Source organism: Mesobacillus sp. AQ2 (assembly GCF_030122805.1).
In the GTDB taxonomy this organism is placed as follows: domain Bacteria; phylum Bacillota; class Bacilli; order Bacillales; family Cytobacillaceae; genus Mesobacillus; species Mesobacillus oceanisediminis_A.
This window is the reverse complement of record NZ_CP126080.1, coordinates 2,434,883-2,449,477: the sequence shown is the minus strand read 5'-3', so window position 1 is coordinate 2,449,477 and position 14,595 is coordinate 2,434,883. Positions and strand designations below refer to the sequence as shown.

At 40.8% G+C, this 14,595-nt stretch carries 17 protein-coding genes; 7 read left to right on the top strand and 10 right to left on the bottom strand.

Annotation, left to right across the window (positions count from 1 at the left end; all coding sequences use genetic code 11):
- Window positions 1-118 precede the first annotated feature (118 nt).
- The gene (locus QNH36_RS12295; protein WP_144480958.1) at window positions 119-985 is read left to right on the top strand and encodes a TetR/AcrR family transcriptional regulator; all 867 of its coding nucleotides are present in this window, start codon (window positions 119-121) and stop codon (window positions 983-985) included.
- Window positions 986-1,453: 468 nt separating this feature from the next.
- Here the strand turns inward: QNH36_RS12295 and QNH36_RS12290 are convergent, their stop codons facing one another.
- A complete protein-coding gene (locus QNH36_RS12290) occupies window positions 1,454-2,167 on the bottom strand; it encodes a DUF2161 domain-containing phosphodiesterase (RefSeq protein ID WP_144480955.1) in 714 nt (237 codons plus the stop codon).
- Window positions 2,168-2,287: 120 nt separating this feature from the next.
- Between QNH36_RS12290 and QNH36_RS12285 the strand changes: the two genes are divergently transcribed.
- The gene (locus tag QNH36_RS12285; RefSeq protein ID WP_144480953.1) at window positions 2,288-2,590 is read left to right on the top strand and encodes a hypothetical protein; all 303 of its coding nucleotides are present in this window, start codon (window positions 2,288-2,290) and stop codon (window positions 2,588-2,590) included.
- 38 nt (window positions 2,591-2,628) lie between these two features.
- On the opposite strand, the gene QNH36_RS12280 is transcribed toward QNH36_RS12285, so the two are convergent.
- Window positions 2,629-3,078, bottom strand: a complete 450-nt coding sequence (locus QNH36_RS12280) for an SRPBCC family protein (RefSeq protein ID WP_144480951.1) — start codon at window positions 3,076-3,078, stop codon at window positions 2,629-2,631.
- Between the two features lie 135 nt (window positions 3,079-3,213).
- Window positions 3,214-4,197: an alpha/beta hydrolase gene (locus QNH36_RS12275; protein WP_186326878.1), complete on the bottom strand. Its 984-nt coding sequence runs from the start codon at window positions 4,195-4,197 to the stop codon at window positions 3,214-3,216.
- A 147-nt stretch (window positions 4,198-4,344) separates the two neighbouring features.
- Between QNH36_RS12275 and QNH36_RS12270 the strand changes: the two genes are divergently transcribed.
- On the top strand, window positions 4,345-4,653 hold the full coding sequence (locus tag QNH36_RS12270; protein ID WP_144480948.1) for a hypothetical protein: 309 nt from the start codon (window positions 4,345-4,347) through the stop codon (window positions 4,651-4,653).
- 31 nt (window positions 4,654-4,684) lie between these two features.
- Here the strand turns inward: QNH36_RS12270 and QNH36_RS12265 are convergent, their stop codons facing one another.
- Entirely contained in the window at window positions 4,685-5,452 is a 768-nt protein-coding gene (locus QNH36_RS12265) for an NAD-dependent protein deacylase (protein ID WP_283903559.1), read from the bottom strand.
- 181 nt (window positions 5,453-5,633) lie between these two features.
- On the opposite strand from QNH36_RS12265, the gene QNH36_RS12260 reads away from it, so the two are divergent.
- Both QNH36_RS12260 and bioB read left to right on the top strand, forming a co-directional pair.
- The gene (locus tag QNH36_RS12260; protein WP_144480944.1) at window positions 5,634-6,224 is read left to right on the top strand and encodes a biotin transporter BioY; all 591 of its coding nucleotides are present in this window, start codon (window positions 5,634-5,636) and stop codon (window positions 6,222-6,224) included.
- Window positions 6,225-6,247: 23 nt separating this feature from the next.
- Window positions 6,248-7,246 carry a biotin synthase BioB gene (bioB, locus tag QNH36_RS12255; RefSeq protein WP_144480942.1) on the top strand — a complete coding sequence of 333 codons (999 nt, stop codon included), beginning with the start codon at window positions 6,248-6,250 and terminating at the stop codon, window positions 7,244-7,246.
- Between the two features lie 87 nt (window positions 7,247-7,333).
- On the opposite strand, the gene QNH36_RS12250 is transcribed toward bioB, so the two are convergent.
- Together QNH36_RS12250 and QNH36_RS12245 are read right to left on the bottom strand one after the other, a co-directional pair.
- Complete coding sequence (locus QNH36_RS12250) at window positions 7,334-7,456, bottom strand: hypothetical protein (protein ID WP_260983676.1); 123 nt, start codon at window positions 7,454-7,456, stop codon at window positions 7,334-7,336.
- A gap of 23 nt (window positions 7,457-7,479) precedes the next feature.
- Complete coding sequence (locus QNH36_RS12245) at window positions 7,480-7,662, bottom strand: hypothetical protein (protein ID WP_251540034.1); 183 nt, start codon at window positions 7,660-7,662, stop codon at window positions 7,480-7,482.
- A 336-nt stretch (window positions 7,663-7,998) separates the two neighbouring features.
- Here QNH36_RS12245 and QNH36_RS12240 point away from each other — a divergent pair, with 336 nt between their 5' ends.
- Window positions 7,999-8,199 (top strand): cold-shock protein, encoded by a 201-nt coding sequence (locus QNH36_RS12240; protein WP_044392209.1) that lies wholly within the window; start codon window positions 7,999-8,001, stop codon window positions 8,197-8,199.
- 238 nt (window positions 8,200-8,437) lie between these two features.
- Here QNH36_RS12240 and QNH36_RS12235 read toward each other — a convergent pair whose 3' ends face one another.
- From QNH36_RS12235 to QNH36_RS12220, 4 genes are all read right to left on the bottom strand, one after another.
- Window positions 8,438-9,841 carry a M28 family peptidase gene (locus QNH36_RS12235; RefSeq protein WP_144480938.1) on the bottom strand — a complete coding sequence of 468 codons (1,404 nt, stop codon included), beginning with the start codon at window positions 9,839-9,841 and terminating at the stop codon, window positions 8,438-8,440.
- Window positions 9,842-10,018: 177 nt separating this feature from the next.
- Window positions 10,019-12,622, bottom strand: coding sequence for a bifunctional acetaldehyde-CoA/alcohol dehydrogenase (gene adhE / locus QNH36_RS12230; RefSeq protein WP_144480936.1), 2,604 nt, complete (start codon window positions 12,620-12,622; stop codon window positions 10,019-10,021).
- 127 nt (window positions 12,623-12,749) lie between these two features.
- Entirely contained in the window at window positions 12,750-12,977 is a 228-nt protein-coding gene (locus QNH36_RS12225; protein WP_144480934.1) for a hypothetical protein, read from the bottom strand.
- 186 nt (window positions 12,978-13,163) lie between these two features.
- The gene (locus QNH36_RS12220) at window positions 13,164-14,057 is read right to left on the bottom strand and encodes an oxidoreductase (RefSeq protein WP_283903558.1); all 894 of its coding nucleotides are present in this window, start codon (window positions 14,055-14,057) and stop codon (window positions 13,164-13,166) included.
- Window positions 14,058-14,190: 133 nt separating this feature from the next.
- On the opposite strand from QNH36_RS12220, the gene QNH36_RS12215 reads away from it, so the two are divergent.
- Window positions 14,191-14,355: a hypothetical protein gene (locus QNH36_RS12215; RefSeq protein ID WP_186326876.1), complete on the top strand. Its 165-nt coding sequence runs from the start codon at window positions 14,191-14,193 to the stop codon at window positions 14,353-14,355.
- Window positions 14,356-14,595 lie beyond the last annotated feature (240 nt).

Below are 14,595 nucleotides of genomic sequence, written 5' to 3'. Positions count from 1 at the left end.
CATCGGTCCATTTTTTGCAATAGTTTTAAACCATTGTTGTTAAAGGGTTTGTAATGTCCGAAAATTTAATGTAGTATATTTTTTATACAATCGGTTCAAAAAGGGTTAAGGTGATGAAATGAACGACAGAAAACGGAATGTTATCGAAAAAGCGCACGAGCTTTTTATAGAAAAAGGATTCCACTCTACCTCTATTCAGGATATCCTTGATTACAGCGGAATATCTAAAGGAACCTTTTATAATTATTTCTTATCAAAAAATGAGCTGCTCATGGAAATCTTCAGGGCAGCTTTCAGGAAAATGGAAATGGCCCGAGACGCCTTATTGCTTGGCCAGGATCCAGGTGACCCAGAAGTATTCATGAGGCAAATCGAACTCCAGATGACAGCAAACAGGGAAAATAAAATCATCCCGCTTTTTGAAGAAGTCTATTTTTCCGGGGATAAAGAACTGAAGCAATTCATTGAAATAGGCCAAATGAAAACATTGAGATGGTATTCTGACCGGCTTGCAGATATCACCGATGATCTTTGCAGGCCATATCTTCTGGATGCTGCCATCATGCTTAATGGGATTCTCATTCAAAATGTCCGGTTTTATCGTAAAGCCAACGGTGATTCGGCAAGTATGCTTCCAATTGTTCGCTTTAGTGTAAACCGAATTCTAAACTTGATTGAGGAAGTGACGCTGTCTCAGGAACAATTACTTTCTCCAGAATTCCTTGATGCATGGCTCCCTGTTTCAAATAGAGAAGCTCTAGACTGGAGGTCTAAAATCCATTCTGGTATTTCCCGGTTGAAAAAGCTTGATTGCGAAAATAAAGATCATCTCCAAAAGCTCAATTTCATTGAAGAAGAACTTCGCTCCAAGGCACCGAGAAAATTCCTGGTTGATAGTATCCTATTCTCAATGTCATCTGATTTTAATCGTGAAATACAGGAATTACAGGCTTTGATAGACGAACATTTTCTTGAAAAAGCATAAATAAACTAAAAAAGCACGGGCAGAAATCAACATTGATTTTCTGTCTGTGCTTTTTTAAAATTAATTTTTTCATTATTTATCCCGTTTTGTGATTCCGGTAACATATCCTTCTTTTATGTGGCCCGTTTTTGCGATTTTACTTCAGTTCGGGCATATATTCTTTTTTTACGTGCCCCGTTTTGGCAATTCACTTTCAGTTCGAGCACATATCCTTCCTTTATTTGCCTCGTTTTTGCGATTCCCCGTCAGTTCGGGAATATATCCCTCTTTTATGTGCCCCGTTTTGCGATTTTACTTCAGTTCGGGCACATATTCTTTTTTTACGTGCTCCGTTTTGGCAATTCCCCTTCAGTTCGAGCACATATCCTTTCTTTATGTGCCCCGTTTTTGCGTTTTCCCGTCAGTTCGGGAACATATCCTTTCTGTATGTGCCCGGTTTTTGCGATTCTCTCTCAGTCCGGGCACATATCATTGACTAGGCTCTTCCAGATTCCCTGAATAATACGCTACGAGTTCAGGGAAATCCTTTAGGTCTGCCTGTCCCTGGTCTGAAAGTGCATATACGCCTCTCTCGACTCTTTCAAACCATTTATAGTAGTTTTTCTGGAGGATTGATGGGGTCTTTTCGCCGGTCCCGAGTGCCACGAGTGCTTTAGGTGACATCTGCCCAAGTTTCTCAAGATAACAGGCTATTTGGATACAATTTTCTTTATATGCGGTCATGATCTTGCTTTTATTACTTCCGCCGACATTGTAGTCAGCGCTTCTTCCCTCAATTTCTTTGATCAAAGCCGCTTTTTTTCGCCGGTTCTTGCTCGACTTGCGATTGAATGGTTCTGGGTGAACCTTAAATTCAATGGTTTTTCGATTTCCGGCAAACGTTACGACAATCAGGCCGATTTCCAGCCTTTTTACCAGGTGGATGACATCATTCCAGCGTCTCCTTGATATCCGCTTCGGTTTTGGGATTGCTATATACACCATATCAGTAAGGCGCAGTCTTCTCGTTGCCTGAAGGAGCAGTTCAATATTAAATGTCAGCTTTAACTCTACGATGATAAGTTCATCATCCTTTAATGCTGTTAAATCACAATCATGGACCTCTCCATTGACTCGGTACCCCTGTTTTAAAAAATGCTTCCTGATCGGTTCGTATAGATCGGATTCTAATAATTTAGTCATGCTCAAACCTCTGTTCATCCTGCAGTTTTCCTATAATTATAGCAAACTTTAAAAGGATGAGGTCATATAGACAAGCATCGGACATATACTGTTTGGTGATGAAGCGTTGGAGGAAAAAATATGAGAGCTCTTGTCTTATTTTTATTAACACTCTTTCTAGGTCTGATGATTTTCCTGAAGATCGAAATGAGCGATGCCAGGAAAAGCTCGAACGAAGTTAAATATGATTATTTTACAGAAGAGTATAAAATCAGCAAGGTAGATTCATCAGGCTATTTCGGGGAAGGCAACGGTAAAACCATTTATTTTAAAAAGGAAAAAGTGCAGACTGGGGTAAATATTGAAACCGGCGATAAGGTTACGGTCTACTTCGATAAAAGCGGGCGAATTGATGGTCCTGTTAAAATTGAAAAAGCTGAATAGGGGTCTGCACAATGCAAGGCCCCCTGTTTAAATCCCTGTCAAATTGCTTTTCTTCCCTCGAGTTCCTCAGCGATTGCGGTTGTTAATTCCTGGCCGCTTTTTGGCAAGGAAGTTTTCATTACCGCATTCATGACCGGGGCGAGTGCTCCTTCTGCCGTCATCTCCAGATATCCAGTCATCCTCGTCCTGTTCACATCCACCGGATCTGCCTTAAAATAGCCATTCCCAGTCAGGTTTTCATTGATTCCTTTAAGGTCAAAGGTAACCCTGACAGGCTCAATCCATTCTTTAATGGTGACTTGCAAACTGATTTTTTTCTTCAAGACACCAACTGTCTCCTTAAACGTCCATTTTGATTGTTTTTCATTCAATTTTTCATGACTGATATAGCCTGGCAATAACGGGGCCCAGTTATCCATATCCTTGACGAAATCCCAAACCTTTTCTATTGGTACATCAATTAATATTTCATGTTTCCCTTGAGGCATTGCTCCCTCTCCTTTTCGGTGAAAAATTTGCTCCTCTACCAGATATATGTCCTCTGCTGTATTTTATACTTTGTTCCTCATTGAGACTAAATCAAACATAAAATGAAAAACACACCACTAATGTGTGTGTTCACGTCAATAATCCTGTATCGATTTGTTTTCTATTGCTGAAGACCAGAATGATTTCAATTTGTCTTTATATTCCTTTTCTGCAATAGTGTATGCCTCAGTGTGACCTGCTCCAGGAACAATCCATAGCTCCTTGGGGCTGTTTGCTTTATCATAGATTCTCTTCCCCATATCTGTTGGAACCAGTTGATCCTGATCCCCATGAATAATCAATAGAGGGAGCTTATTTTTTTTAACACTGTCAATGGCTGAAGCTTCAGGAAATGAATAGCCTGCCCTGATTTTCGTCACTGCGCTTGTAACCTGCATGACCGGGAAAGAGGGCAGATTGTAGAGGTATTTCAACTGGTGGCTCAGCTCTTCTTGAACTGTTGTATAGCCACTGTCAGCGATGATCCCTTTAACCTGCTCAGGAAGCTTTTCTCCGCTGGTCATCAGTACCGTTGCAGCGCCCATGGAGAAACCGTGGAGGAAGATGGTGTCCTCTCCTTTTTGATCAACTAAATATTGTGACCATTTGACCAAATCTTTACGGTCATGCCAGCCATACCCAATATACTCACCTTCACTCAACCCGTGGCCACGCGCATCCGGTTTAAGGACATCATAACCCTGATCGTAATAAAATTTTGTTATGCCAGGCATTTGTTCGCTGTTGCCTTTATAACCGTGAGCAAGAATGACAGCTTTTGATCCTGGATGTTTATTTTTCAGATATCTGGCTTTCAGTTTAAGACCATCTTCAGATTCTATTTCAACAATTTCAAACTTCTGCTTTTCGGTCCATTCCGTAAGCTCTTCAAGTTTACTCTGTTGCTCTTCATCGCTTGAAAGAGTCGCGGCTGTTACACTCTCGCCCCCTCCATGGAGATCCACAGCATCATGGCTGCGGTTAATCGCCACATCATAAAAATAATTTCCCGCAGCAATCAATACGATGACTATGGTTAAAATCACCCCAATGACTGTCCAAATGATTTTCTTCTTCAACTCTTCGTCCCCTTTATTCAAGCTTATCTTATAAAATAGTTTACCAGATTGGCAGAACAAAAAGACCATTCTGGTAAAAAATACAAAAAGTTAAAACGAGTATTATATTGGGTATATGTAAGTAAAACCGTTAGGAGGCTGATCGATATGGAAATCGAGAAAAAGCATATCCTTAAATCATATAAAAATGAAAAAGAAATGATAGATTCAATCGAAGGCATCAAGGAGAAAAACCAAAACCTGGTCAATAGTTCTATTTCAGGCTATAACTTCGATAAGAAAAAGACGAAGGAATACCCTGTTAATGCTTTCAGTCCTGGAGAACTGGATGTGGGAGAATCAGCATTTAAGGATTACGAGGATGATCCATCCGAAAATCCGGGAATTGAAACAGATAAACAGCTGGATATAGACAGACCGCTGCCTGAACGGGAAATGCATAACCGCATAAGATGATTTCTGGTGCACGGATAACCGTGCACCATTTTTAATTTTTTAGGTAATCATCAATTTCACTTAAACATCTTCCAATGGAATGCTGGATGACATAGGTGTCATTGTCATAGTCATATGGTGTGTCACCTTTATTAATGATGATCATGGGAATATTTTTGTTTTTATATTGAGGAAATGCAGAAAACGGCGTTACTCTTAGGCTAGTGCCTAAAATGAGTAAACAATCGGCTTCAGCAATTCTATTTAAGATTTTTTCGAATCCCTCAGGTGTAAACCATTCACCCGCATCTCCAAACAAAACCACATCTGGTTTTATAAGATGGAATAAATCTCGATCGGCCTCACATTCCCTGCAAACAAAAAATTTTTCATCTGTCTGCTTCCTAATTAATAAATCATCTGCACTATACTTTTGACCGCAATTTTGACAAGTTGCTGTTTTCATCGTTCCGTGGAATTCTATAACATTCTTGCTCCCTGCTTTTTGATGCAGTCCATCAATATTTTGAGTGATGATACAATCAATACGCCCTTCCTGCTCCCATTTTGCCAGAATACGATGGCCTTTATTTGGCAAGGCCTTCGGATGGTAAAGATTAGAGAAAGCAAATTCATAAAAGGCCATTGGATGCTCATGAAAATAATCCATTGAAAGGATATATTCCGGAGCATGATTATAGATTCCTGTTCGTGAACGAAAGTCTCTAATACCAGACTCTGTACTTATTCCTGCACCAGTCAACACAACAATATTTTTTGCTTTGGCAACTATTTCGCTGCATGATTGGATTGTTTCCATATTACCATCCCCTGTCATTGCTGGAAGATCATAATGACAATTATAAATTAAATACTTGTAATGGCAAAAGTGTTTTGGTTTCTCTTTTTATATAAATGTTAACTTAAATAATTTTTGGTTGACATAAATAATTCGGAAAGTTTATTCTGAATTTATATTATAGAAAAGGAGAGCTATTAACATGAAGTTTAAAGCGCTTGATCTCACTCTTGCTTCCATGTTCGTCGGTCTTATGGCGATTGGAGCAAATATTACTTCGTTTGTACCTTTTATGGTTGTGGGTGGAGTACCAATCACTCTTCAAACCTTCTTTGCGATTTTGGCAGGGATTATCCTGGGAAGCAGGCTGGGAGCCATATCAATGACTGTCTACGCCCTCGTAGGTTTGGTCGGCGTACCGATCTTTGCTAGATTCGGTGCGGGCTTTTCTACAGTGATTAGTCCAACCTTCGGATTTATTCTTTCATTTATTTTAACAGCCTATGTTGCAGGCAAAATGGTTGAGAAGCATCGGTCACTTTCTGCGTTCATCATGGCCTCACTGGCCGGACTTATTATTAATTATGTTTTCGGTACAAATTGGATGTATTTTGCTTATAAATTCTGGGCTGCTGCTCCAGAAGGATTTACGTATAAAATGGCATGGCTTTGGATGGTTGCTCCTCTTCCGAAAGACATCCTCCTTTCTGTATTTGCTGGTATGATGGGTCACAGACTGGAAAAAACAGTATTGTCAAAGGCGAACTTTAAACATTTAAGAAAAGCGGCTTAAAACAAACATAGGGGGGGTTCTTGATGTCATACTGGAAAAGGTTAGCATTTAGCGTTCTTGAAGGCGACGAACTGACGGATGAAGAAGCACTGAGTATACTGGATTGTCCGGACCAAGAACTGCTGGAATTGCTCCAGGCTGCATACACAATTCGCCACCATCATTTTGGCAATAAAGTTAAGCTTAATATGATTATTAATACAAAGTCAGGCTTATGCCCTGAAAACTGCGGCTACTGTGCGCAATCAAGTATCTCGAGTGCCCCTATCGATAAGTATCGAATGATGGACAAAGAAACCATCCTCCAGGGTGCTGAACAAGCTTACAATCTCAACGCAGGTACTTATTGTATTGTAGCCAGCGGCAGAGGGCCAAGCGAAAAGGAACTTGATACAGTATCTTCGGCTGTTCAGGAAATTAAAGAAAAGTTTGGCCTTAAAGTATGCGCATGCCTTGGAATCCTTAAACCATCTCAGGCAGAAAAGCTCAAAGCTGCTGGTGTGGATCGATATAATCACAATCTTAATACATCTGCAAGCCATCATGAGTCAATCACGACATCACATACATATCAAGATCGAGTTAATACGGTTGAACTGATTAAAAGCAGCGGAATTTCTCCCTGCTCCGGGGTTATTATTGGAATGAGGGAATCAAAGATGGATGTCGTTGACATGGCGAGGAGCCTTAAGGTTCTAGATGCCGATTCCATTCCGGTTAATTTCCTCCATGCAATTGAGGGTACCCCGCTTGAAGGGACCGATGAATTAAATCCCCGGTACTGTCTAAAAGTCCTATGCCTGATGCGATTCATTAATCCATCAAAAGAAATCAGGATTTCAGGAGGCCGGGAGGTTAACCTCAGAAGCTTACAGCCTTTAGGTCTTTATCCTGCCAATTCAATTTTTGTTGGCGATTATCTGACAACAGCAGGCCAAGATACAACTGCTGACCATAAAATGCTTCAAGACCTTGGATTTGAAATTGAATTTTACAAAGAAAAAAATGGAGTTGAAATTTAAGGCATCCAGAAGGGTTGCTTTGAAAACGACTCTCTATTTAATAGAAGAAAAGTTGCCTGGCATCCAAGAGCCCGGCAACTTTTCAATTCATTTCTTCTTACTATTCTGATTGATCGTCCGGTGTTCCGGCCGTTTAGGATAATCAGCCACACCCTCAGAGTGTGCGGTGAAGTCTCCCCTTTTATCCATGTATCGATTCTCTTTTTTCATTCCTGCCTTCATTTCTTTCTTGTTTACATTCCTGGCTGGTGTTCCTTTAATTGTTTGTCGATAGCTTTATTCCTTTCTCCTCCGTCCGAAAGTTCTTCCGAAAACTCGTGCGCCTCCAGCCCTTCTTTTCCTACAAGCTTGGAACTCGCTATTGTTTCTGCAGACAAATTATTATTAGGTGCACCCTGTTCATTCCATTTTCCCAATATCCTCACCCTCCTTTTCCTTTTATTATTTGTTTTTTTTAGATGGACATTCTACTGATTCCGAGTCCTGAAGGAAAAAACAATGGTCAAGAAGTTTTACATCATTCAAAAGGTAGAAAAAACCAGGTTATCTGTATGATATTTAAAAGGAACACTTGCTCAAGATAGGACAATAGGACGAAATCTCTTGTTTGTGTTTGCTATTGATTCCAGTATCTGATATGATGAAATAGAATTATTTTTGTTCGGTGTAAAGGATAGAAATTATTTCGTCTTAATGATCACTTTGGGCAAGGATAGTAACATTTGTGCGAATTGCACTAGGAGGTAACAGTAATGGAACAAGGTACAGTAAAATGGTTTAACGCAGAAAAAGGTTTTGGATTCATCGAGCGCGAAGGTGGAGACGACGTATTCGTACACTTCTCTGCTATCCAATCTGAAGGCTTCAAATCATTAGACGAAGGTCAAAAAGTATCTTTCGACGTTGAGCAAGGCGCTCGCGGACCACAAGCTGCTAACGTAACAAAACTATAATATTAGTCTTGTCGAAAAAAGAAGGTTCCTTAGGGACCTTCTTTTTATTTTGCCCAGATACCCTCTTCCATTCGATATCCTAGTTTGCTCATAAAGAATCATGGTATATGAAAAAATTTACGGCTTCATAGGTTGAATGATTTCATTTCATAACCTTGTAAGACACCATAAATAGCTTTCTGGGTAAAATTAAATCAGGTTAACCCATACCAAGGGTTAACCTGAAGTTTAAATACAATTATTTAATATCCTGCTCATAATATAAGTGTGGTACTTTTCGCTCTACTCCCCTATTGGCTTTTGGCCCCTGATTCTCTGGACGTACAATATCATAGACGGCAGTGCCCACAATCTCAGCTACATCCTGCAATTTTTCCTTGCTGATTTTATCAATTGTATCTTCAGGTGTATGATACCATGGTTCAAGCGGTCTGTGGATGAAGGATCCGGAGGCGATTCCACCCTCATAAAATGAAACATGGTCGCTGCTGCCTCCTGTCTGGATTGGTGTCGGTTCACCATTTAGACGGGCACTTGATGCCTGAGCTGTTTGTGAAACGATGTTTTGGCTGCCATCGACTGTATTGATGACCAAATCGCCGGCATCTCTGCTGCCAACCATATCCATATTGAAATATCCGACAAACCTTTCTTTTTCCTCTTTAGGCAGTTGGCTGACATAGTAACGGGAACCAATCAAACCTAGTTCTTCTGCTCCGAACGTAATGAACCGCATTTCCATATTTGTCGGCAGATCCTTCATGACGCGCGCCAATTCAAGAGTCATTGCAGTGCCCGATGCATCATCATTCGCACCGGGTGCACCAGGGACTGAGTCATGGTGAGCTCCCAAAGCAAGGATTCCGTCTGTTGATTTATTTTTATTTGTAGGTGCTTTCTTGGCGACTACATTGTATGACGTCCTTATGCCGCCTTCTGCACCCTCAATTTGAATCGCTCCGTTCAAGATTTCACCATTCATAAGCTTGTCAAATAATGCTTGTCCGGCTTCCTGAGAAATGGCTACAGCTGGAACATAGTTTTCATTTGGAGTCCCGAATGTTCCGTTCAGCTCTCCGGGTGCATTGTTATAGATAATGACACCTGAAGCACCATGCGCTGCAGCATTTAGAACTTTATCTGCAAATGAAATAGCTCCACGCTGAATCAAAGCGATTTTACCTGTTAAATCTTTTCCTTCAAAATCCGCTGCTTGTCCTAAACCGGCATATACCAATTCACCAGAGACATTCCCGTCCATTCCGTATGTAAATGATTTCGGTTTGATTTCATCTGCAAAACCATCAATCGATAGCTTTACAGTATGTGGAGCGGTATATCCATAGAAAGTAAACTCCTGAAGTTCTGTTTCATAACCATATGATTCAAATTGCTCTTTAACATATTGAATCGCTTTATGTTCAGCTTCAGTACCGGCAACACGAGGGGTCTTTGAAAGATAATCAATATTGTTGTAAATATTCTCAACATTGATTTTGTCGAGCACCTTGTTGTCAAATACATTGAATGGCTGCACTTGCTGCGCAGTTTTTGCGGGTTCCGCATATATGGCTTGGGCGCCAAAGGTACTTACAGCTAGACCAGCAACTAAAGCAATTGATAGATAGGGCTTTTTCTTCATACATTACCTCCTGGATTGGAAAATTGTAAACCAGGATAAATAATATAATATTTTGAAAATAAAAACTAATTAAATTATTACTATATTTACTGGGAATTTAGAACCAATCGTGAATGGCGGAGGGTGTTATATGAAAAAAAGGAGTGGAATCAGGTGATTCCACTCCTTTTTATACTATTAAACTCCTTTATAGGCTGAACGATAGATTTCTGCAAGATCAGATACTAACGGAAGCTTAGGGTTGGCCGTTGTACACTGGTCCTCAAATGCGCGGTCTGCAAGCTGGTCGACCTTCGCCTCGAATTCGGCCTTGTCTACTCCGTTTGCTTCTAAGCTCATCGGGATCTCCATTTCGTTTGCCAGCCTGATGATTGCCTGGACAAGGCTTTCGACACCTTCTTCGGAAGTACGTGCAGGCAAGCCGAGAATACGGGCGATTTCAGCATAACGCTGGTCTGCGACAAAGCTTTCATATTTTGGAAAAGCAGTGAACTTTTTCGGTTTAGTTGCGTTATAACGGATGACATGCGGCATCAGGATTGTATTTGAACGGCCGTGCGCAATATGGAATTCAGCTCCAAGCTTGTGTGCAAGGCTATGGTTGATTCCGAGGAATGCATTGGCAAACGCCATACCTGCAATCGTTGAAGCATTGTGCACTTTCTCGCGGGCCACTTCATCCTGTCCGTTTCGGTACGCTCTAGGGAGATATTCAAATATAAGTTGAATGGCCTTAATGGCAAGTCCGTCTGTATAGTCATTGGCCATGCAGCTTACATAAGCTTCTATTGCGTGTGTCAGAACGTCCATTCCAGTATCGGCCGTAATATGCTTTGGCACTGTCATGACAAATTGCGGGTCGACGATCGCCACATCAGGTGTCAACTCATAATCAGCGAGCGGATATTTGATGTTCGCCTTTTTATCAGTGATAACCGAGAAAGAGGTCACTTCAGACCCTGTTCCCGAGGTTGTCGGAATGGCAACAAATTGCGCTTTGCGGCCAAGCTGTGGGTATTTGACAATTCGCTTGCGAATATCAAGGAATTTCTGCTTCAACCCATGGAAGTCCGCCTCTGGATATTCATAAAACAGCCACATCCCCTTCGCTGCGTCCATGGCCGACCCTCCGCCTAGAGCAATGATGACATCCGGCTGGAAGCTCGCCATCATTTCGGCACCTTTCATCACGGTTTCAATTGACGGATCTGGTTCAACTTCTGAGAATATTTCACAGTGGACATAATCCGGACGCTTTCTTAAGTGATAGAGAACTTTATCTACATAGCCAAGCTTTACCATTCCTGGATCTGTAACAATGAAGGCCTTCGATATTTTAGGCATTTTTGCCAGGTATTGTGTAGAGTTCTTCTCAAAATAGATTTTAGAAGGCACTTTAAACCACTGCATATTCACATTCCTTCTCGCTACTTTTTTCACATTGATTAGGTTGACTGCACCGACATTTGTGGAAACCGAGTTGCCTCCATATGTTCCGCAGCCAAGGGTCAGGGATGGAAGATAGGCATTATAGATATCGCCGATTGCGCCCTGTGATGATGGTGCATTGACAATAATACGCCCTGCCTTCATTCGCAGACCAAATGACTTTATAATCTCATCACTTGTCGAGTGGATTACAGCGGAATGGCCCAGGCCGCCGAACTCCAGCATTTCTTCCGCACGCTTCAGCCCTTCTTCCGTTCCGTTCACTTTATAGCAAGCCAATACCGGGCTCAATTTTTCACGTGACAAAGGATATTGTGGCCCCACACCCTTAAGCTCGGCTACAAGGATTTTTGTCTCTTCCGGCACTGCTACGCCTGCCATTTCAGCAATTCTGTGTGCAGGCATTCCCACTATATCAGCATTCACTGCACAGGAATGTTCATTGATGACAAGCTTTTCTACTTTTATCCTTTCTTCCTCATTTAAAAAGTAGCAGCTGTTCGCAACCATTTCAGATTTGACCTCGTGATAGATTTCCTTATCTATGATAACTGCCTGCTCAGAAGCACAAATCATCCCATTGTCGAATGTTTTGGATAAAATCAGATCATTGACAGCCCTCTTCACATTTGCTGTCCGTTCAATATAACAAGGGACATTGCCCGGACCAACGCCCAATGCGGGCTTGCCTGAACTGTATGCTGATTTCACCATTCCTGCACCGCCGGTAGCCAAAATCATCGAAATCTTAGGATGGTTCATCAAAGCCTGAGTGGCTTCAAGTGAAGGCTTTTCGATCCATTGCACACAGTGTTCAGGAGCTCCTGCCTTAATGGCTGCATCCCGAAGAATTTTTGCCGCCTCACTGCTGCACTTTTGAGCAGATGGATGGAAGGCGAAGATGATTGGGTTGCGTGTCTTGATGGAAATCAGGGCCTTGAACATCGTTGTTGAGGTTGGATTGGTAACAGGAGTCACTCCGGCAATCACACCAACGGGCTCAGCAATGGTAATCATGCCTTCATGGTCATTTTTATCAATGATGCCAGCTGTTTTATCATACTTGATATTGTGGTAAACATATTCGGTAGCAAACATGTTCTTGATAATCTTGTCTTCATAAACTCCACGTTTTGTTTCTTCAACTGCCATCTTTGCGAGCGGCATATGTTGATCTAGTCCTGCCAGCGCCATTTCCTTCACAATCTGGTTTACAGCTTCCTGATCAAGCTCACGCATTTTTGTTAAGGCGTTCAATCCTTTCACGACTAAACCATCAATCATTTCAGCAACGGAAGGATGCGAATTAACCACTTTTTCAACTGTGCCCATTTTTCAGGACCTCCTTAAGAAATTGGGATGATTGTTCAATTTGCTATACTTTAGTACATATTTTTTGTTTAAGGGTAAATAAAAGGTTTTTATTTGTGAATCATTTCACAAGTACTTGTAAAAAAAATCACTCGCAAACTGGATTCCTGGGGATTTTTTCAAAGCTGATGTCTGTTAGAAATTTCGTACTTCTTTTGACAATAACCACAAAATTGATTGTCCAGATATAGGCTGGAATTCTCTCATCATCCTTAAACATCATTGCTTCGAATTCATCACCGATCAGCTCCTCAAGCATTTCCTGTGAATAGGTCTCAGTATCGGTGGAGAATGGTTTGAATTCGCAGTACATCATTTCAATCACTCCTTTTCTTCTTTCTAATTAAAGATTATCATAATAAAACAATAATAGTTTGTGAAATATTGAACAATATATGAACTATAAATTACCATTTATAATAACAATAATATAAGTGAATATGTTAGCGCTTACACGATTAATATTATATTAATATAATAAAAGACTCTATTATCAGAGCCTTTAAAAGGTATATCTAACATTTGTTAATTCTTCAGAAACTGCCCACAATTTTTCCATGGTCTCCTTGTTGTAAACACCTGCTGCTGGAATTTCAATTGCTGGATTCCCCTTGCGATTCCCTCGTCCATTTGGGCCGATATATTCACCGCCCTGCAGGCTTTCTTCAGTAGCAGCATAAATGGTTGTCTCAGCTCCCTTTTCGGCAGGCTGCGAAAAGAATTTGACCATCCCTTTCATGAATGCAGGAGTTTCGCCTTTACCTAAATGGAATAAATTCGTATTTGAAATTCCCGGATGACATGCAATACTGATGCTCTCCAGTCCATGATGTTTGAAACGGTTATCCAGCTCTTTGGCGAATAAAAGGTTGGCCAGTTTACTTTGCCCATAAAACTTCATAGCTTTATAACCTTTTGAGCCATCTAAATTGTAAAAATCTATTTTGGCTCCTCTATGGGCGATAATGCTTAAAGTCACCACTCTGGATTCGGAGGTTGTTTTTAAAATCGGCAACAGGAGTCCCGTTAAAGCAAAATGACCAAGGTGATTGCTGCCAAACTGAAGTTCAAAACCATCCTTAGTCTTTCCATAAGGCGGAATCATGACCCCGGCATTATTGATTAAAAGATCGAGAGAATCGAATTCTTCCATGAAGACTTCGGTGAAATCGCGGACACTTTGCAAGTCTGCCAGATCAAGCTTCATAAGTTTTATTTTTGCCTGGGGATTTCGCTGAAGGATGCCTTCTGCTGCTCCCTTGCCCTTTTCCATGTTCCTAACAGCCAGGATGACAAATGCTCCTTTTGAAGAAAGGTCCTTTGCAGCCTCATAGCCAATTCCACTGTTTGCACCAGTGATGATGGCCTTTTTTCCTGTTAAATTCTCTAATAACATTTTGACACCTCTACTCCGATTAATACCAGATCACATTCCACTTTCATCGTACCATAGTTGGGCTTATTAACCATTGAAAAATAACCACTTTTAATTCATACTAAACACATAGGGATTATAGGAGGTGCAAACTATGAATCTTTTTAAAGAGAAATGCCCACGCTGCGACGCAACCCTCAAAGTGAAAAAACAACTTGAGAGCAAAACAATTATTGTAAAAGTTTGTCCATCTGCCCATTACGAAAAAGAATTCCATCCAGCATTGGAGACCTATATCGAAACATACAGGATATCTTAAAATAGAAACAAAAGAAGTACCCTTACAGGGCCTGCAATATGGCCCTGTTTTTTTTCGTCAATATCTGCCGTTCGAAATTCACGAAGATGACATTTTTTGTTTTCATAATTTGTTCACATTTGTCTTCAGATCCGTAACAATTTCCATGTTAGAATGATTACAAATAAAGCAGTGTGATATTTATCACACCTTTTTTGCCACAACTTACCGTTCATTTTCGGCTTACTTTTGACAACATTG